This is a genomic window from Burkholderiales bacterium (assembly GCA_015075645.1).
Lineage (GTDB): Bacteria > Pseudomonadota > Gammaproteobacteria > Burkholderiales > Casimicrobiaceae > VBCG01.
Genome location: JABTUF010000002.1, coordinates 152,328 through 168,656, shown reverse-complemented (window position 1 = coordinate 168,656; position 16,329 = coordinate 152,328). Strand labels below are relative to the sequence as shown.

At 71.3% G+C, this 16,329-nt stretch carries 17 protein-coding genes; 5 read left to right on the top strand and 12 right to left on the bottom strand.

Going from position 1 to position 16,329, the window contains the following annotated elements:
- Positions 1-6: 6 nt before the first annotated feature.
- From HS109_04230 to flhD, 12 genes are all read right to left on the bottom strand, one after another.
- Positions 7-438, bottom strand: coding sequence for a response regulator (locus HS109_04230; GenBank protein ID MBE7521576.1), 432 nt, complete (start codon positions 436-438; stop codon positions 7-9).
- Positions 435-1,208 carry a flagellar motor protein MotD gene (motD, locus tag HS109_04225; protein ID MBE7521575.1) on the bottom strand — a complete coding sequence of 258 codons (774 nt, stop codon included), beginning with the start codon at positions 1,206-1,208 and terminating at the stop codon, positions 435-437. The genes HS109_04230 and motD overlap by 4 nt, the downstream gene beginning before the upstream one ends.
- Positions 1,209-1,212: 4 nt before the next feature.
- On the bottom strand, positions 1,213-1,953 hold the full coding sequence (locus tag HS109_04220) for a flagellar motor protein (GenBank protein ID MBE7521574.1): 741 nt from the start codon (positions 1,951-1,953) through the stop codon (positions 1,213-1,215).
- 144 nt (positions 1,954-2,097) lie between these two features.
- Positions 2,098-2,808 (bottom strand): RNA polymerase sigma factor FliA, encoded by a 711-nt coding sequence (locus HS109_04215; protein MBE7521573.1) that lies wholly within the window; start codon positions 2,806-2,808, stop codon positions 2,098-2,100.
- 61 nt (positions 2,809-2,869) lie between these two features.
- Positions 2,870-3,628, bottom strand: coding sequence for a hypothetical protein (locus HS109_04210; protein ID MBE7521572.1), 759 nt, complete (start codon positions 3,626-3,628; stop codon positions 2,870-2,872).
- Positions 3,621-4,907: a flagellar biosynthesis protein FlhF gene (gene flhF, locus HS109_04205; protein MBE7521571.1), complete on the bottom strand. Its 1,287-nt coding sequence runs from the start codon at positions 4,905-4,907 to the stop codon at positions 3,621-3,623. The genes HS109_04210 and flhF overlap by 8 nt, the downstream gene beginning before the upstream one ends.
- Positions 4,904-6,982: a flagellar biosynthesis protein FlhA gene (gene flhA, locus HS109_04200; protein ID MBE7521570.1), complete on the bottom strand. Its 2,079-nt coding sequence runs from the start codon at positions 6,980-6,982 to the stop codon at positions 4,904-4,906. Before flhA ends, flhF begins: the two co-directional genes overlap by 4 nt.
- Positions 6,979-8,118: an EscU/YscU/HrcU family type III secretion system export apparatus switch protein gene (locus tag HS109_04195; protein ID MBE7521569.1), complete on the bottom strand. Its 1,140-nt coding sequence runs from the start codon at positions 8,116-8,118 to the stop codon at positions 6,979-6,981. Before HS109_04195 ends, flhA begins: the two co-directional genes overlap by 4 nt.
- Before the next feature lie 93 nt (positions 8,119-8,211).
- The gene (motB, locus tag HS109_04190) at positions 8,212-9,198 is read right to left on the bottom strand and encodes a flagellar motor protein MotB (protein MBE7521568.1); all 987 of its coding nucleotides are present in this window, start codon (positions 9,196-9,198) and stop codon (positions 8,212-8,214) included.
- A gap of 7 nt (positions 9,199-9,205) precedes the next feature.
- Positions 9,206-10,063, bottom strand: coding sequence for a flagellar motor stator protein MotA (motA, locus tag HS109_04185; protein MBE7521567.1), 858 nt, complete (start codon positions 10,061-10,063; stop codon positions 9,206-9,208).
- A gap of 102 nt (positions 10,064-10,165) precedes the next feature.
- A complete protein-coding gene (gene flhC, locus HS109_04180) occupies positions 10,166-10,702 on the bottom strand; it encodes a flagellar transcriptional regulator FlhC (GenBank protein ID MBE7521566.1) in 537 nt (178 codons plus the stop codon).
- A gap of 17 nt (positions 10,703-10,719) precedes the next feature.
- On the bottom strand, positions 10,720-11,034 hold the full coding sequence (gene flhD, locus HS109_04175; GenBank protein ID MBE7521565.1) for a flagellar transcriptional regulator FlhD: 315 nt from the start codon (positions 11,032-11,034) through the stop codon (positions 10,720-10,722).
- A 615-nt stretch (positions 11,035-11,649) separates the two neighbouring features.
- On the opposite strand from flhD, the gene HS109_04170 reads away from it, so the two are divergent.
- From HS109_04170 to HS109_04150, 5 genes are all read left to right on the top strand, one after another.
- Entirely contained in the window at positions 11,650-12,810 is a 1,161-nt protein-coding gene (locus tag HS109_04170) for a flagellin (protein ID MBE7521564.1), read from the top strand.
- 76 nt (positions 12,811-12,886) lie between these two features.
- A complete protein-coding gene (locus tag HS109_04165; GenBank protein MBE7521563.1) occupies positions 12,887-13,243 on the top strand; it encodes a flagellar protein FlaG in 357 nt (118 codons plus the stop codon).
- Between the two features lie 92 nt (positions 13,244-13,335).
- Complete coding sequence (fliD, locus tag HS109_04160) at positions 13,336-15,345, top strand: flagellar filament capping protein FliD (GenBank protein MBE7521562.1); 2,010 nt, start codon at positions 13,336-13,338, stop codon at positions 15,343-15,345.
- 107 nt (positions 15,346-15,452) lie between these two features.
- Complete coding sequence (gene fliS, locus HS109_04155) at positions 15,453-15,863, top strand: flagellar export chaperone FliS (GenBank protein ID MBE7521561.1); 411 nt, start codon at positions 15,453-15,455, stop codon at positions 15,861-15,863.
- A complete protein-coding gene (locus tag HS109_04150; GenBank protein MBE7521560.1) occupies positions 15,860-16,192 on the top strand; it encodes a hypothetical protein in 333 nt (110 codons plus the stop codon). The genes fliS and HS109_04150 overlap by 4 nt, the downstream gene beginning before the upstream one ends.
- Positions 16,193-16,329 lie beyond the last annotated feature (137 nt).

Below are 16,329 nucleotides of genomic sequence, written 5' to 3'. Positions count from 1 at the left end.
CCGCGACTACGGCGGCGCCACGCTGATGGTGAGCCAGTAGCGCGTCAGCTCGCCGAGCGTTCCGATCAACTCGGCGTACCCGGTCGGCTTCACGACGTAGCTGTTCGCTCCGCGGTCGTAGCACGCCGCGACGTCGCGCGGTTCGCGCGACGAGGTCAGCACGACGACGGGCAGCATCCGCAGCGCACCGTGCGCGCGAATGCGGCGCAGCACCTCGAGACCGCCGATGCGCGGCAGCGCGAGGTCGAGCAGCACGATGCGCGGGCGCCGCGCGCCTTCGACGGCCGTCGTGTCCGCGAGATACTCGAGCGCCGACACGCCGTCGTGCACGTGGACGATGCGAAGCGTGACGTCGGCGCGCCGCATCGCGCGGAGCGTGAGACTCGCGTCGTCGGGATCGTCCTCGACGAGCAGCACGTCGGCGAGCTCGGGACTCATCCGGGCCCTCCCGCCGGCCGGGACGCCGCGGACTCCGGCGTGTCGGAGAGCACGACGAGCGTCACGCGGCGGTTGCGTGCGCGTCCCTCCAGCGTCTCGTTGCTCTCGACCGGGCGGTTGTCCGCGTGACCGGTCGCCGTCAGGCGTTCTGGCGCGACGCCGTTCGCGATGAACAGCCGAACGACCGCGCTCGCACGCGCCGAGGCGAGTTCCCAGTTCGACGGGAACAGGCTGCTCGCGATCGGCGCATTGTCGGTGTGGCCTTCGACCTCGAGCGCATTGTCGACGCTGGCGAGGACCTCGGCGACGCTCACCAGCGGGGCGATCGATCCCGGCTGGAGCATGGCCTGTCCGGACGCGAAGAGGACGCTCGCGTTGATCTCGACGGCGAGTCCCCGGGAACCCTGGGTGAGCCGTACCTGTCCGCTCCGGACCAGCGGCTGCAGCGCTTCGGAGAGGCGGCCGGCCAGCCCGACGAGCTTCTGCTCGCGCTTGCGTCGCGCCGTGTCCTGAGGTCGCGGCGCCGCCGGCGGCGGTTTGCCGAGCTGGATCGGCGCCGGACCCGCGATCGACACCGCCGCGATGCGGTCGTGGCGGAACGCAGCGACGAGCGCGTCGGAGAGCACGCGGTACTTGCCCTCGTTCAGCGTCGAGATCGCGTACATGACGACGAAGAACGCGAACAGCAGCGTGATGAAGTCCGCGTAGGAGACGAGCCAGCGTTCGTGGTTCTCGTGCTCCTCGGCATGGCGGGCGGCGCGGCGGCGCATGGCGTCAGGCCTGATGGCGCGTGAGCCGTGCGACGATCACCTTCGGATTGTCGCCGTTCGCGATACCGAGCAGCCCGTCGGTCACGACCGCCCGGTAGTCCGACTGGGCACCGATCAGCGACTTGAGCTTGGCGGCGAGCGGCAGGAACAGCAGATTGGCCGCCCCGACGCCGTAGATCGTCGCGACGAACGCCACCGCGATCCCCCCGCCGAGCTTGGCGGGGTCGGTGAGGTTCTCCATCACGTGGATCAGTCCGAGGACCGCGCCCAGGATGCCGATCGTCGGCGCGTACCCCCCGGCCGCTTCCCAGACCTTCGCCGCGGCCCTGAGACGCGCCTCGCTCGCGTCGATCTCGATCTCCAGGGTCTCCCGGATGCGCTCCGGATCCATGCCGTCGACGAGGAGCTGCAGTCCTTCGCGCTCGAAGGGCTCGACGACGCCGGGAATCTCGCGCTCGAGCGAGAGGATGCCGTCTCGGCGCGCGGTCGTCGCCCAGCGTTCGACCCGGGCGACGAAGCCGTCGACGTCCAGTCGCGGCGGCTGCAGCGCCCAGCGCGCGAGTTTCACTCCGGCCACGAAGGTCGGAGGACGGGAGTGGATCAGCACGGCGGCGAACGTCCCGCCGATGACGATCAGCGCGGCCGCGGGCTGGAGCAGCGATCCCAGGTGTCCGCCTTCCAGCGCCTGTCCGCCCAGGATCGCGAGCGCCGCCAGCACCAGCCCTGCCACGCTCAGAGGATCCATCGATTCGCGCTCGTTTCGGAGATCGGTGCCCGCGCCGTGGCGCCGGTGGAGGCCGGCGCGACGTACGAATGCCCCGGGCGGGGCCCGGGCTCGCCTACTCCCTATCGGCCGCGGCGGGCCGAACTTGACCGTACGCGGGCGGCGCTACCAGTCGCGCAGCACGGCGCGCAGGCGGGCGACCGCCTGGGCGTGGAGCTGGCAGACCCGCGACTCGGTGACCTCGAGCACGGAGGCGATCTCCTTGAAGTTCAGCTCCTGCTCGTAATAGAGGCCCATCAGGAGCCGCTCGCGCTCGGGCAGGCGCTCGATCGCGGCGACGAGCGCCCTGCGGAATCCCGCATCGCGTACCTTCTCGAGCGGATCCTCGTGCGCATCGGTGCAGTGGCGGTCGAGGAAGTCGTCGCCGCCGTCGGGGCCGAAGTCCTCGAAGTGCAGCACCTCGTAGCCGCGTGCCTCACGGAGCTCCGCGTGATACTCGCCGATCGACAGGCCGAGCGCCTCGGCGATCTCCCGCTCGGTCGGCGGGCGGCCGAGCTTCTGCTGGAGCTTCGCGATCGCGGACTCGATGCGTCGCAGCGCCTTGCGCACGCTGCGCGGGAGCCAGTCGGCCGCGCGCAGTTCGTCGAGCATGGCGCCGCGGATGCGCTGCGACGCGAAGGTCTCGAAGCTGCAGTTGTGCCCGGCCTCGTAACGCGACGCGGCGTCCATCAGGCCGATCATCCCCGCCTGCACCATGTCGTCGATCTGCACGCTCGCGGGCAGCTTCGCGGCCAGGTGGTGCGCCATGCGGCGCACCATCGGAGCGTATTCGACGACGCGGGCGGAGACATCGATCGTGCCGGTGGCGGTGTACATGTGCGGCGATCCTGATGGGCTGTGGCGGACGGACGGGGAGGACGAGCACGCGCTCCGCGGCCTAGGCGGAAACTTCCAGGGGCTGCGGCGCGCGTGCGGACGAAGCGAGCCGGCGTTGAGCCAGTTCGACGAAGGCGCGACCGCCGGCGGTGGCGGCGAAGTCCGACCAGGCGGCCCGGGTCGCGGCGGCCCACGGGGCCTCGGGCAGATGGGCTTCGAGCGGAACGTCGAAACCGAGGAAGCGCTTCGCCGTCGCCGCCACGTGGCGGTGCGTGTCGCGGGCCGCGTCTGCAGACGCCGCACGGTGCACGACGATCGACGCGCTGCCGGACACCTCGCGCGTGCGCGCGAGCGACTTGAGGACCGCGTAGCACCTCGTTGCGGAGGCAGCGTTCGGCGCGAGTGCGCACAGCGTGTCGACGCCGCCGGGCGTGCCGCCGTGGACGATCCACCGGTCGAAGGTCCCCGCCCGCGAGGCGACCGCGCCCACGGCGGTCCGCCAGTCGCCTCCCGACGCCAGGCGCGCGAATGCGCGTGCCGCCGGCAGCACGGTGATGCCGTCGGGTCCTTCGCACAGCACGTCGGCCGCGCCGCGGTCGCCATCGAGCGCCTGCGCGAGGTCGTAACGCGTCGCGATCCCCGCACAGGCGGCGACCTCACCCAGCGCGAGATCGACCAGGAGCACCCGTGCCCCCTGGTCCGCCAGCGCACGCGCCAGCAGGACGGCGATCGGTGCCGCATCCTGACCCGCGATCGCGAATGTCTGCGCGGCCGTCGGTCGGAACAACCGCCGCAGACCGCTGGCCTGACCGTCACGCATGCGCGAGCTCCGACGACACGTCATCGGGTGCGAGCGGAACCTCGTCGATCTCCAGCGCGAACGGGCTCGATGCCGCGCCCTGCACGCGCAATGCACGATCGGAGAGCACGTCCGCACTCGGATGCGACAGGTCCTCCGGCACGCGCTGACCGTGCGTCACGTAGGCGATCGGCAACGAGTGTCGCGCGGCGACGTCGACGACCGGCGCGAGTCGCGCGGCCTCGTCGAGCTTGGTCAGGATCGTCGTCGGGCGGGCGCTGCCCTCGCCGTACGCGCCCAACACCTCCTCGAGCGTCGCGCCCTGGGCGGTCGCGTTGAGCAGAAGGAGCTTGCGGATGCGGGGGTCGGCGAGCAACGCGCGCTGGTCGGCGACCCGCCGGTCGCGTTGCCCCAGTCCCACGGTATCGATGAGCACCAAGTGGCGTGAAGCCGTGCGGTCGAGCGCGAGCGCGAGGTCCTCGGGTTCGGCGACCGCCTGCACGTGTATGCCGAGGATGCGACCGTAGATGCGGAGCTGGTCGTGCGCGCCTACCCGGAAGCTGTCGGTCGTGAGCAGTGCGACGCGCGAGGCGCCGTAGCGCATGGCCGCGCGCGCGGCCAGCTTGGCGACCGTGGTTGTCTTGCCGACGCCGGTCGGTCCGACGAGTGCGAACACGCCGCCCTCCGACAGCGGATCGTCGCCTTCTCTCACGCAGGCGAGGCGCGAGGCGAGCGCCGACGCGATGCAGGGACGTGCGCTCGCCGCCGTCGTCGCCGACGGCATGCCCTGGGCGAGGTCGCGGGCGAGCGCCGCGCTGAATCCCGCGGCGAGCAGATCGCGCTGCACGCGGGCGGCGACCGGACGGCGACGCAAGAGGTCGGACCATGCGAGGCCGCCCAACTGTTCCTCGAGCAGGCGGCGCAGTGTCGCGACCTCGCCCATCAGCCGCGGCATCGTGTCGGCGTCCGGTCCGCCGGCCCCGAGCGCCGTGCAGGGGGCTGCGAGGGCCGGCTCCGGTGCGCGGACTTCGTACGCGCGAGCCTCCGGCGCCGGGTCGAGGCGCGGCGGGTGCCGCACCGGCGCGGCCCTCGCGGGCGTTTCCTGCGGCGGGGTGTCGGCCGGCCCGCGCGGCGGCTCGCCGCAAAGCAGCGCCTCCATCGCCTCGCCGGCGATCGCGAGCACCTCGATCCCGTCGACGGTCGCGCGGTTGGACACGATGATCGCATCCTGTCCGAGCTCGTTGCGGACCTGCTCCAGCACGTCGCGCGAGCGCGTGCCGCTGAACTTTCGCGGTTTCATGGCTTGCCTCCGACGGTCGCGCGCACACGGATCGTGCGCGACTCGGGAATCTCGGCATGGGACAGCACGCGGATCGCGCTGCCGGCGCGGCGCGCGATGCGGGAGAGAGCGACGCGCAACCGGTCCGGGGCGAGGAGCACCGGTGGAATGCCCTGTTCTTCCAGCGTCTGGGCAGCGCCGGCGATCTCCTGCGCCAGCGACCCGGCGAGGTCCGGCTCGAGTCCCGCGCCATCGGACCCGGCGACGCCCAGCACCTGCCCGAGGACGCGTTCGAGTCCCGCGTCGAGCACGATGACCGGAAGGTCGCCCGAGGAACCGTAGATCGCCTGCACGATCGCGCGTCCCAGCGCCACGCGCACGGCGGCAGTCAGTTCGGCCGGGTCCTGGCTGCGCGGCGCCTGGTCGATCAATGTCTCGAGGATCGTGCGCAGATCGCGCACGTGCACGCCTTCGTCGAGCAGGTTGGCCAGCACGCGCTGGACGGTCGCGAGCGAGAGGAGCTTCGGGGTCAGGTCCTCGACCAGCCTGGGCATCGTCTTGGCCGCCTGGTCGAGCAGGCCCTGCAGCTCGGCGCGGCCGAACAGCGCCGCCGCCTGGGCGTGGACGATGGTCGACAGATGTGTCGCGATGACCGTGCCGGCGTCGACGACGGTGTAACCCAGCGATTGCGCCTGATCGCGCAGGCGCGTCTCGATCCATTGCGCCGGCAGACCGAAGGCCGGATCTCGCGTCGCGATGCCCTCGAGCGGTCCCGAGGCGCGACCGGGATCGATCGCGAGGAGCATGTCGTTGCGCGCCTCCCCCTCGACGAGGGGCACGCCCTTCAACGCGATGCGGTAGGCGTGCGGCGCGAGCTCGAGATTGTCGCGGATGTGCACCGCGGGCGGCAGGAAGCCCACGTCCTGGGCGAACTTGCGCCGGATCGCCCGGATGCGCCGAAGGAGCTCGCCGTCCTGACCGCGATCGACCAGCGGGATCAGCCGGTAGCCGACCTCGAGCCCCAGCACGTCGACCGGGGCGATCTCGTCCCAGCTCACTTCGACGGCTTCGACCGGCGCCGCGGGCGCCGGCGAGGCCGTCGCCGCGGAGGCGCGCCGGCGCGTCGCGAGGTGACGCGCGAACAGTCCCATGCCCAGCGCGAGCGCGAGGAACGCGAAGTGCGGCATGCCCGGCACGAGTCCGATCGCGCCCAGCACGACGGCGGCGATCAGCAGCGACTGCGGTTGCGTGAAGAGCTGGTTCACGAGCTGGCGCCCGGTGTCCTCCCCCTTCCCGACGCGCGAGACGACCAGGCCCGCGGCGGTCGAGATCACGATCGCCGGGATCTGGGCGACGAGGCCGTCGCCGACGGCGAGAAGCACGTAGTGGTTCGCGGCGGTCGCGAACGACAGGTCGTGCTGCAGGACGCCGATCGCGAGCCCGCCCAGGATGTTGATGAACAGGATCAGGATGCCGGCGATCGCATCGCCGCGGACGAACTTGGAGGCGCCGTCCATCGCCCCCATGAATTCGCTCTCCGACGACAGCTCGGTGCGGCGCCGACGTGCCTCGTCCTCGCCGATGAGGCCGGCGCCGAGATCCGCGTCGATCGCCATCTGCTTGCCGGGCATGGCGTCGAGCGTGAAGCGCGCGCTGACCTCGGCGATGCGTCCGGCGCCCTTGGTGATCACGACGAAGTTGATGACGACGAGGACCGCGAACACGATCAGGCCGACCGCGAAGTTGCCGCCGATCAGGAAGTGGCCGAACGCCTCGATCACGCGCCCGGCCGCGTCCGGACCGGTATGGCCGTTCAGGAGCACGACGCGCGTCGAAGCGACGTTGAGCGACAGGCGCATGAGCGTCGTGAGCAGCAACACCGTCGGGAACACCGCGAAGTCGAGCGGCCTCACCGAGTAGAGCGCCGACAGGAGCACGACGAGTGCGAGCGCGATGTTGAACGTGAAGAGGATATCCAGGAGAAACGGCGGCAGAGGCAGCACCATCATGGCCAGCACCAGTACGACCACGACCGGCCCGGCGAACCCGGCGAACGCGCTGCGCGGAAACGGTGCCTCGACCGCGGCGCCGGTCATGCGGCCCCCGGGGCCGGGTCGAGGCCCGGTGGCACGTCGAAGTCGTCGGGATGTCCCGGCGTCGCGCCGCCTGATGCCATCGCCTGCTCGACCTGCCACACCCAGGCGAGCAGCCGCGCCACGACCGGGTAGAGCGCCTGCGGGATCTCGCCTCCGACGTCGGCGTGCTTCCACAGCGCGCGGGCGAGCGATGGCGCTTCCAGCATCGGCACCCGGTGCTCGGCGGCGACCGCTCGGATGCGTTGCGCGACCAGATCCGCCCCTTTGGCGACGACTCTCGGGGCCCGCATCGACGGGCGGTACTCGAGCGCGACCGCGTAGTGCGTCGGGTTCGTGACGACGACCGTCGCGGTCGGAACCGCGGCCATCATGCGCCTGCCGGCGCCTGCGCGCCGCATGCTGCGGATGCGCGCCTTCATCTGGGGATCACCGTCGCTCTCCCGCAGTTCTTCGCGCATCTCCTCGCGGGTCATCCGCAGGTCGCGGTGATGGCGCCACCAGCGCACCGGCACGTCGGCCAGCGCGATGGCGAGGATGCCGGCGGCCAGCGCGAATCCGACGGTCGCGAGCCACGCACCGATGCGACCGACGCCGGCGACGGCATCGACCGCACCCGCCGCGGAGAGTTCGGGCAGCGCGCGCGTCACGCCGACCCAGGCGATCGCGCCGAGCAGCGCGCACTTCGCGAGCGCGATCATGAGCGCCCCGACGCTGCGCATCGAGAACAGACGGCTCAGGCCGCCCAGCGGATCGAGTCGCGACGCCTTGGGCGCGATCGCCTTGAACGACGCGACGCCGCCCGACATCAGCATCGGACCCGCGCATGCGGCCACCAGCATCAGCCCGAACCAGGGCGCCATCGCTACCATCGCGGCGAGGGCCTGGTGCGACAGCGCGTCGACGGCCCGCGCCGGGTCGAACGCCGCCTCGCGCGGGATGCGAAGGCCTTCGCCGGCGAACGACAGCGCGGCCCGGAAGACCGCGGGCCCGGCGAGCGCTGCAGTCGATGCGGCGACGAGCGCGACCGCAGCGGTCGCGAGCTCCGGCGATCGTGCGACGTTGCCCTCCTCGCGCGCCCGTTCGAGGCGGCGTTCGGTCGGGTCGAACTGTCGGTCGTCGCGGTGCTCGTCGGCCATGGCCGCCATCCGGAGGATGGACCGATGATGCAGGCGACCCGGCCGATCCGAGCCTTCGATTAGGGGGCGGATTGCCCCGCAATTGACGCGCCGTCAGCGCGTTCCCGCCGATTCCGGAGCTGTCCTCGGCGGGGCGTTCTCGGGAGCGGTCTCGGAATGCGCCGGGGCCTCCGCGGCAGGAATCGCCTCCGGAGCTTCGAGGGCGGGCGCCGCCGAGGCGGCATCGAGGATCTGCTGCTCGGCCCGCGGTTTCAGCACCGTGATGCTGATGCGACGATTCGAGGGGGCCAACGGGTCGTCGACGACGAACGGAACGGCGGCCGCCAGACCGACGACGCGAACGATCTTCGCCTCGGCGATGCCGCCGGCGACCAGCTCGCGACGCGACGCGTTGGCGCGGTCCGCCGAGAGCTCCCAGTTGCTGTACCCGCGCTCGCCGCCCGCGTAGGGCTTCGCGTCCGTGTGGCCGGCGAGCGACACCCGGTTCGGCAGATCGTTCATCAGGCTCGCGAGTTCACGCAGGATGTCGCGCGCGTAGTCCTTCAGGATCGCGCTGCCGGAGTCGAACATCGGCCGGTTCTGCTCGTCGACGATTTGCACGCGCAAACCCTCGGGCGTCATGTCGATGCGAAGCTGTCGGCGGAACTGGCGCAGCAGCGCCCGCGCCTCGATCGCGGACTCGAGCCTTCCCTTGAGCTCGTCGAGCTTCCGGCGCTCGAGGCGCTCGACCTCGGCCTGCGCCGCCTTGAGGTTGATGATGCGTTTCTCGGTCGGCAGTTCGCCGCTCTTGACCTGGCCGACGGAGCGCGTCAGGTCCTGCCCGCCCCCCTTGAGGACCGACGAGCTGTCGCCGCTGCCGCTGCCTCCGGCGAGCGCCACCTTGAGCGGCGTCTTGAAGTAGTCGGCGATGCCGTTCAGGTCCGCCTTCGTCGTCGATCCGAGCAGCCACATCAGCAGGAAGAACGCCATCATCGCGGTCACGAAGTCCGCGTACGCGATCTTCCACGCCGCGCCGTGGGCGCCGCCCGCGACCTTCTTCACGCGTCGGACGACGATGATGGGCCGCTCTTCGCCGCTCATCGCGCCCTCAGGTCCTCGCGCCCTTCACGTGGCCCTCGAGCTCGGCGAAGCTCGGTCGCTCGCTCGAGTAGAGCACCTTGCGTCCGAACTCGATCGCGATCGCGGGCGCGTAGCCGTTGAGCTGCGCGAGCAGCGTCGCCTTGATGCAGTGGAGGATCTTGGTCGACTCCCGCGCCTTGTTCTCGAGCAGGCCCGACAGCGGGCCGACGATGCCGTAGGAGAGCAGGATGCCGAGGAAAGTGCCGACGAGCGCGGAGGCGATGAGCTTGCCCAGCTCGGCGGGCGGCAGGCCGACCGACTCCATCGTGTGCACGACGCCCATCACCGCGGCGACGATACCGAACGCCGGCAGGCCGTCGGCGATCTTCTGCACCGCGTGCGCCGGCACCTCGGCCTCGTGATGGTGGGTCTCGATCTCGTGCTCCATCAGCGTTTCGATCTCGAACGCGTTCATGTTCCCGCTCACCATCAACCGCAGGTAGTCGGTCAGGAACTCGACGATGTGGTGGTCGGCGGCGACCTTCGGATACTTCTGGAACAGCGCGCTCTCGGCGGGCGCCTCGATATCGCGCTCGATCGACATCAGGCCCTCCTTGCGCACCTTGTTCAGCAGGTCGTAGAGCAGGCTCATCAGCTCCATCGACAGCGCCTTGCCGTAGCGCGTCCCCTTGAGGCAGGACGGAACGGCGAGGAGCGTCGCCTTGACCGTCTTCGGCGAGTTGCCGACGATGAACGCGCCGAACGCGGCGCCGCCGATGATCAGGAGCTCGAGCGGCTGGTAGATGGCGCCCAGGTGGCCGCCCGAGAGCGCGAAGCCCCCGAGCACCGAACCGACGACGACGACGTATCCGACCAGCACCAGCATGCGCGCGCTCCACCGCCGAGGTCGCCGACAGGATTCACGCTCCGAAGGGAACGAGCGGCCGGCACGGTGGTGTTGTCGGCGCCGCGCGGAGAATCTTGAGGCTCAGGCGGCTTCCGCCAGCCGCGCGGCGCGGGTCCGGCCCGCGCGTGCCGGCACGTTGCACAGTCCGCAGACGTAGTGCCGGGTGAGGTCGCCTTCGCGCACGACGAAATGGCCGCCGCAGCGGGTGCACGGCGCGAGCTTCAGCATGCCGGCCTCGACGAACTTGACGAGGCGCCAAGCCCGCGTGATCGACAGCGCCGGTTCGAGTTCGAGCGTCACGCATTGCTCGAGATAGAGCCGATAGGATCTGACCAGCCGGTCGGCGCGCGAACCCTTCGCCCCGGCGCCCAGCCTGAGGTGGAGATTGCACAGGAGCGATGCGTGGATGTTGGGCATCCAGGTCACGAACCAGTCGGTCGAGAACGGGAGCATCCCTTTCGGCGGCGAGCGTCCGACGATCTCCTTGTAGAGCTTCAGCAGCCGCTCGCGCGACAGTCTCGTCTCGGCTTCGAGGACCTGGAGCCGCGCCCCGAGCCGGATCAGCGCCGTGGCCTGCTGCACCTCGCGCGCATCGTCGACGACGCTCTGCAGTCGCATGATGGGTCTCCCCGAAGTCAGGCGGCCTGCGCCAGCGCGGAGTTCATCAGGATCGCGGCGTGCACGCCGCGCACGCCCTTGTCCTTCGCGTGCTTGACGAGCAGATCCCAGACCAGCCGGTCGTCGCAGCGGAAGCGGCACATGAGCTGGCTCGACGTCGCGATGCGCAGGAGTTGGGCGGTCGAGAGCTGCGCGAGGAGGTCGGCGACCTCGTCGCTCACGCCGAGCCGGTAGAGCGCTTCGGCGCGGTCCTGGCGCAGCAGGCGCTGGGCGAGCAGCAGATAGGCGAGGTTCGCTTCGCGGATCTCGTCGAGGAGTTCGGTATCGAGCATGATCGGGCCTCGCGGCGTCGGTGGACGGTAGGCATCTTCGGACCTTCTCCGCCGCGCCGGTATCAGGAGGCGTCGATGGGCGCCGCTGCCCGCCCCGCGCTCAGGCATGTCGGCCCCGGACCGACGCGATATGCTATTGGCATAGATGTGCCGTGCCGCGTCAGCTCCTGCCTCAACCCGCCGGATCAGGACCTCGACGCCAAGGCAGGAGTCGAGTCCAAGTCGGTGACGCGACGAAGGAAAGTGCCGCCGGGTGTTGGTGGCTGCGCGGTACCGGACGTCGTCTACAACCTGCCGGCGTCCCGCGTTCCACCGCCCCGCTCCGCGGCCCCACGCGAGCGCCGCCCGGTGCGGCGGCCCATCGGACCGCGGGCCCCTCGCGCAGGGCGAACAACGCCGGAGTTCAGGCCCTCCTTCCACGATCGGCGTCCTTGCGCCGCGCGTAGCGTTCGAACGGTCGCCGACGCGCTTCCCCGAGCCGGGCGGGCGGGGGCGTCCTCAAGTTCCCGGCGGCGCGGTCCGATAAGCCCCCTGACGGCGGTGTTCGAGCCCTCACCGAGAGGCACCCATCGTCCCCATCGGCCTCGGCCGGTCACTCTCACAGGAGATACGACAATGCCTCAGATCATCAACACCAACATCGCGTCGCTGAACGCGCAGCGGAATCTGCAGCAGTCGCAGAACAGCCTCGCCGTCTCGTTGCAGCGCCTCTCGTCGGGCCTGCGCATCAACAGCGCGAAGGACGACGCCGCCGGTCTCGCGATCTCGCAGCGCTTCACCGCGCAGATCAACGGTCTCAACGTCGCCGCCCGCAACGCGAACGACGGCATCTCGCTCGCCCAGACCGCGGAAGGCGCGCTCGGCGAGATCTCGAGCAACCTGCAGCGCATCCGCGAACTGGCGGTCCAGTCGCGCAACGCCACCAACAGCGCGACCGATCGCGCCGCGCTGAACACCGAGGCGCAGCAGCTCAAGAACGAGATCGACCGGGTCGCGACGCAGAGCGCGTTCAACGGCGTGAAGCTTCTCGACGGCACGTTCACCAACCAGGCGTTCCAGGTCGGCGCGAACGTCGGCGAGACGATCACGATCTCCGCGATCACCAACGCGCAGTCCGCGAACCTCGGCTCCTCGTCGATCGCCCAGGTCACCGGCGCGGCCGCCTCGGCGTTCACCGCGATCACCGCCGGCGACCTCACGATCAACACGGTCTCGGTGGGCGCCATCGCCGCGGACACCAACGCCGCGAACCGGGCGTCGAGCGTCGCGGCGGCGGTCAACGCGTACTCGAGCCAGACCGGCGTCTACGCGACGATCCTCTCGTCCGCGCCGACGCAGGTCGTGCTGACGAACTCGGGCTCGGTTCCGGCCACGCCGAACATCGTGATCGGCCTCGCGGGCACGGCGACGACGGCGACGACCGGCCTCACCGCAGCGACGACGACCGCCTCGACCGTGACCGGCTTCGCCGCGCTCGACATCTCGTCGGTCGCCGGCGCGGACAGCGCGATCACCGCGATGGACGCCGCTCTGGCCACGGTCGCGACCACCCGTGCGACCCTGGGCGCGACGCAGAACCGTTTCTCGTCGGTGGTGTCTTCGCTGCAGACGGCGGCCGAGAACCTGTCGGCGTCGCGCAGCCGCATCCAGGACGCCGACTTCGCCGCCGAGACCGCCAACCTGACCCGCGCGCAGATCCTGCAGCAGGCCGGCACGGCGATGCTCGCCCAGGCGAACGCGCTGCCCAACAACGTGTTGACGCTGCTGCGCGGCTAGTCCGCGGGCGGCCCCGGCCGGCCGAGCCGGCCGGGGTTCGAGGGGCTCCGCGAAGAGCCCGAAGGGAGTCGTCGACATGCGGATGAACTCGCTCGACGCGCTGCCCCCGGCCCTCGCCCAGGCGATGGCCGGGGTCGGCGCATCCGCGCCCGCCACGTCCACGGCGCCGGAAAGCGGCGGCGACGCGCGCCGGGTGGCCGCAGCGCCGACGGCGGAAGCGTTGGCGGCAGCGGTCTCCCACGCGAATCGCCTGCTGGTCGAACTGGCCCCGGGACTCGAGTTCGAGTTCGACGGCGAGTCCCATCGCGTCATCGTGCGCTTGGTGGACCGCGAGGACCATCGGGTGATCCGGCAGATCCCGAGCGACGAGATGCTCGCGATCGCGCGCGCGCTCGAACGCACGCGGGGCGCGCTGATCGAGGACCGAAGCTAGCTCCTCTCAACCCCACGGCGCGCGCGAACCCTCGGACCCTCCGTCGCGGCGCCACCGACGCGACCGGTTCCCATCGCCCGACACGAGAATCCATGGCCACGACCAGCAGCCTCGCCTCGCCCGGCCTCGCGTCGGGTCTCGACATCAACGCGATCGTCGAGAAGCTCATGGCGGTCGAGCGCAGGCCGCTCCAGACGCTCGCCACGCGCGAGAGCGCCACGAAGGAGCGCATCTCGGCGTACGGCCAGATCAAGAGCGCGCTCGCCGCGCTCCAGACCGCGGCCGCCTCCGTATCGTCGGTCGCTCCGTTTCGCTCGACGCTCGCGCAGGTCTCCGATCCCGCGGTGTTCACCGCATCGACCGGCGATGGTGCGGTCGCAGGCCGCTACGACATCGAGGTTTCGGCGCTCGCGCGCGCCCAGAAGCTGGCGTCCTCCGGATTCGCCGCGGCCACCGATGTGGTCGGCACCGGCACGCTCACCTTCGAATTCGGGACCACGTCGGGCACGACGTTCACGCCCGACGCCTCGCTCGCGGCGCGCACGGTCACGATCGCCGCCGGACAGGACTCGCTCTCCGGCGTCCGCGACGCGGTCAATGCCGCGAAGATCGGCGTCACCGCGACGATCGTCGACGACGGCAGCGCGACCGGCAAGCGTCTCGTGTTCACGTCGGACGCGTCGGGCGCTGCGAGAAGCATGCGCATCGGGGTCGCGGACGACGACGCCGCGAACGGCGACGCGGCGGGCCTTTCGCGGCTCGCCTGGGACCCCGCGGGCACGCCCGGCGCGGGCAAGAACCTCGAGCAGAAGGCGGTCGCCCAGGACGCGGCGTTCAGCGTCGACGGCATCGCGATCACGTCGTCGTCGAACACGGTCGGCTCCGCCATCGCCGGGGTCACGCTGAATCTCGCAGGCGAGACCGACGGCACGCCGGCGACGCTCGTCATCGGCCGCAACGGGCAGGCCGCCGCGGTCGCGATGCAGACGTTCGTCAAGGCCTACAACGACGCCGCGACACTGCTCGACGCCCTGACCAGGTACGACGCGACCGCGCGCAAGGCCTCGACGCTCACCGGCGACTCGACCGCCCGCTCGGTGCAGACGCAACTCCGCGGCCTTCTGTCCGCGGCGGCGCAGCTCGTGCCCGGCAAGTCGCTCGCCGACGCCGGGATCACGTCCCAGCGCGACGGCAGGCTCGCGTTCGACCCGGCGAAGCTCGACGCCCTCCTGGCGAGCGACGCGTCGTCGGTCGAATCGATGTTCGCGGCGCTCGGCAAGGCGAGCGACGCGCGGGTGTCGGTTTCGGGCCTCGGCAGCGCGACGGCTGCAGGAACCTACTCGGTCGACGTCACCACCCTCGCCCGCTCGGCGAGCGTCGAAGGCGGCGCCGCAGCGGCGCTCGCGTACACGGCCGGAGTCGACGACGCGCTCACCGCTACCGTCGACGGGAAGTCGGTCGGCGTCACGCTCGCGGCGTCCTACGCGAGCGCCGCGACGCTCGCCGCCGACGTCGCCTCGAAGCTCAACGGGGCACTGGCGCAGGCCGGGAGCGCAGCGCGTGTGCGCGTCGGATCGAGCGGCGGCGTGCTGAAGTTCGAATCGACGACCGTCGGCGCCGTATCGACCCTCACGCTGTCCGGCACCGCGGTCGCCGCCCTGGTGGGCGGGAGTCCGGTTTCGACGTCCGGTTCGGACGTCGCCGGCACGATCGGCGGTGTCGCGGCGTACGGCATCGGCAACCTCTTGACCGCACCGGCGGGCAGTCCCGCCGCGGGCCTGCGCCTCCTCATCGACGGTGCGACGACCGGCCCGCGCGGGAACGTCGAAGTCACGCTCGGTGCCGGCGCGCGACTCGGCACGCTCTTGACCGACCTGCTCGAAAGCGACGGTCTCCTCGACGCGCGGACCGACGGCCTCGAGCGGAGCCTCTCCGACCTCGCGAAGCAGAAGAGCGCGATCGATCGCCGCCTCGAGCAGGTCGAGGCCGCCTATCGCCGGCAGTTCAACGCGCTCGACGCGACGATCGCCACGCTCAACACGACCAGCAGCTATCTCGAGCAGCAGCTCGCCAACCTGCCGAAGATCGGTCCGTCGTCGTGATCATCCGACCGCTCCGGGCGTTCCCGGAGCGCAGCGCTCGACGGGCTCAAGCAGGGCCCTGCGCGGCCGATAAGGGGATGGACACCCCACGCGAGATCTCCCTCCCCATGGTTCCTCCGCACGCAGCCCAGGCCTACGCGCGCATCGGTGTCGAGACCGGTGTCGCGGCGGCGAGTCCACACCGCCTCGTGTTGATGCTTTACGACGGTGTCCTCGACAGCATCGCGCTGGCGTCGCATCACCTCGCGGCCGGACGCATCGCCGACAAGGGACGCGCGATTTCGAAGGCGATCGCGATCGTGGAGAGCGGGCTTCGCCCCGCCCTCGACCGGGCGCGTGGCGGCGAGATCGCCGCGCAACTCGACGCGTTGTACGCATACTCGACGCAGCGCCTCCTCGAAGCGGGCGCCGGGAACGATGCGGGCCGGCTCGCCGAGGTGCATGCGCTCCTCTCGGACATTCGCGAGGCCTGGCAGGCCGTGGCCGACCGCGTCGAGCCGGTGGGGCGTGCCGCATGACGGCCCTCGACGACGAACGGCTGCTCGACGGCTATCGCCGGATCGAGGTGCTCGCCGAAGCGATGGCCGACGCCGCCGAGGTGCGCGATTGGGAGGCCTACGATGCCGCGCTTTCGAACGCGCGGATCGCGATCGACCGGCTGCCCCCGGTCCGCGAAGAGGACCTCGCGCACGCCGGTGCCGGGTGGCAGTCCGCGCGCCTGCGGCTGCTCGCACGCATCCTCGCGCAGGAGGAACGGATCGGCGAGGCCCTCGATCCGCTGGATCCTTCGATCGACCCCTGGCTGCGGCGCGAGCCGTTTTCGGCGCCACCGCGCGCGAAACGATGACAGACGTCGGCCGTCGCATGCTCCGGCGGCGGCGGGACCTCCACGCGAGTTGCCGATGCTTCCGGTTCCGCCTCCCGAGCCGTTGCCCAGGGCCCGCGATCGAAGTGCGACGCGGCCGGCTGCCGGCCCCGTAGCGC

What these genes read in the sequence shown, in the direction of transcription:
- HS109_04230 (MBE7521576.1), bottom strand. Translation starts at nt 438, where the DNA reads ATGAGTCCCGAGCTCGCCGACGTGCTGCTCGTCGAGGACGATCCCGAC.
- motD (MBE7521575.1), bottom strand. Translation starts at nt 1,208, where the DNA reads ATGCGCCGCCGCGCCGCCCGCCATGCCGAGGAGCACGAGAACCACGAA.
- HS109_04220 (MBE7521574.1), bottom strand. Translation starts at nt 1,953, where the DNA reads ATGGATCCTCTGAGCGTGGCAGGGCTGGTGCTGGCGGCGCTCGCGATC.
- HS109_04215 (MBE7521573.1), bottom strand. Translation starts at nt 2,808, where the DNA reads ATGTACACCGCCACCGGCACGATCGATGTCTCCGCCCGCGTCGTCGAA.
- HS109_04210 (MBE7521572.1), bottom strand. Translation starts at nt 3,628, where the DNA reads ATGCGTGACGGTCAGGCCAGCGGTCTGCGGCGGTTGTTCCGACCGACG.
- flhF (MBE7521571.1), bottom strand. Translation starts at nt 4,907, where the DNA reads ATGAAACCGCGAAAGTTCAGCGGCACGCGCTCGCGCGACGTGCTGGAG.
- flhA (MBE7521570.1), bottom strand. Translation starts at nt 6,982, where the DNA reads ATGACCGGCGCCGCGGTCGAGGCACCGTTTCCGCGCAGCGCGTTCGCC.
- HS109_04195 (MBE7521569.1), bottom strand. Translation starts at nt 8,118, where the DNA reads ATGGCCGACGAGCACCGCGACGACCGACAGTTCGACCCGACCGAACGC.
- motB (MBE7521568.1), bottom strand. Translation starts at nt 9,198, where the DNA reads ATGAGCGGCGAAGAGCGGCCCATCATCGTCGTCCGACGCGTGAAGAAG.
- motA (MBE7521567.1), bottom strand. Translation starts at nt 10,063, where the DNA reads ATGCTGGTGCTGGTCGGATACGTCGTCGTCGTCGGTTCGGTGCTCGGG.
- flhC (MBE7521566.1), bottom strand. Translation starts at nt 10,702, where the DNA reads ATGCGACTGCAGAGCGTCGTCGACGATGCGCGCGAGGTGCAGCAGGCC.
- flhD (MBE7521565.1), bottom strand. Translation starts at nt 11,034, where the DNA reads ATGCTCGATACCGAACTCCTCGACGAGATCCGCGAAGCGAACCTCGCC.
- HS109_04170 (MBE7521564.1), top strand. Translation starts at nt 11,650, where the DNA reads ATGCCTCAGATCATCAACACCAACATCGCGTCGCTGAACGCGCAGCGG.
- HS109_04165 (MBE7521563.1), top strand. Translation starts at nt 12,887, where the DNA reads ATGCGGATGAACTCGCTCGACGCGCTGCCCCCGGCCCTCGCCCAGGCG.
- fliD (MBE7521562.1), top strand. Translation starts at nt 13,336, where the DNA reads ATGGCCACGACCAGCAGCCTCGCCTCGCCCGGCCTCGCGTCGGGTCTC.
- fliS (MBE7521561.1), top strand. Translation starts at nt 15,453, where the DNA reads ATGGTTCCTCCGCACGCAGCCCAGGCCTACGCGCGCATCGGTGTCGAG.
- HS109_04150 (MBE7521560.1), top strand. Translation starts at nt 15,860, where the DNA reads ATGACGGCCCTCGACGACGAACGGCTGCTCGACGGCTATCGCCGGATC.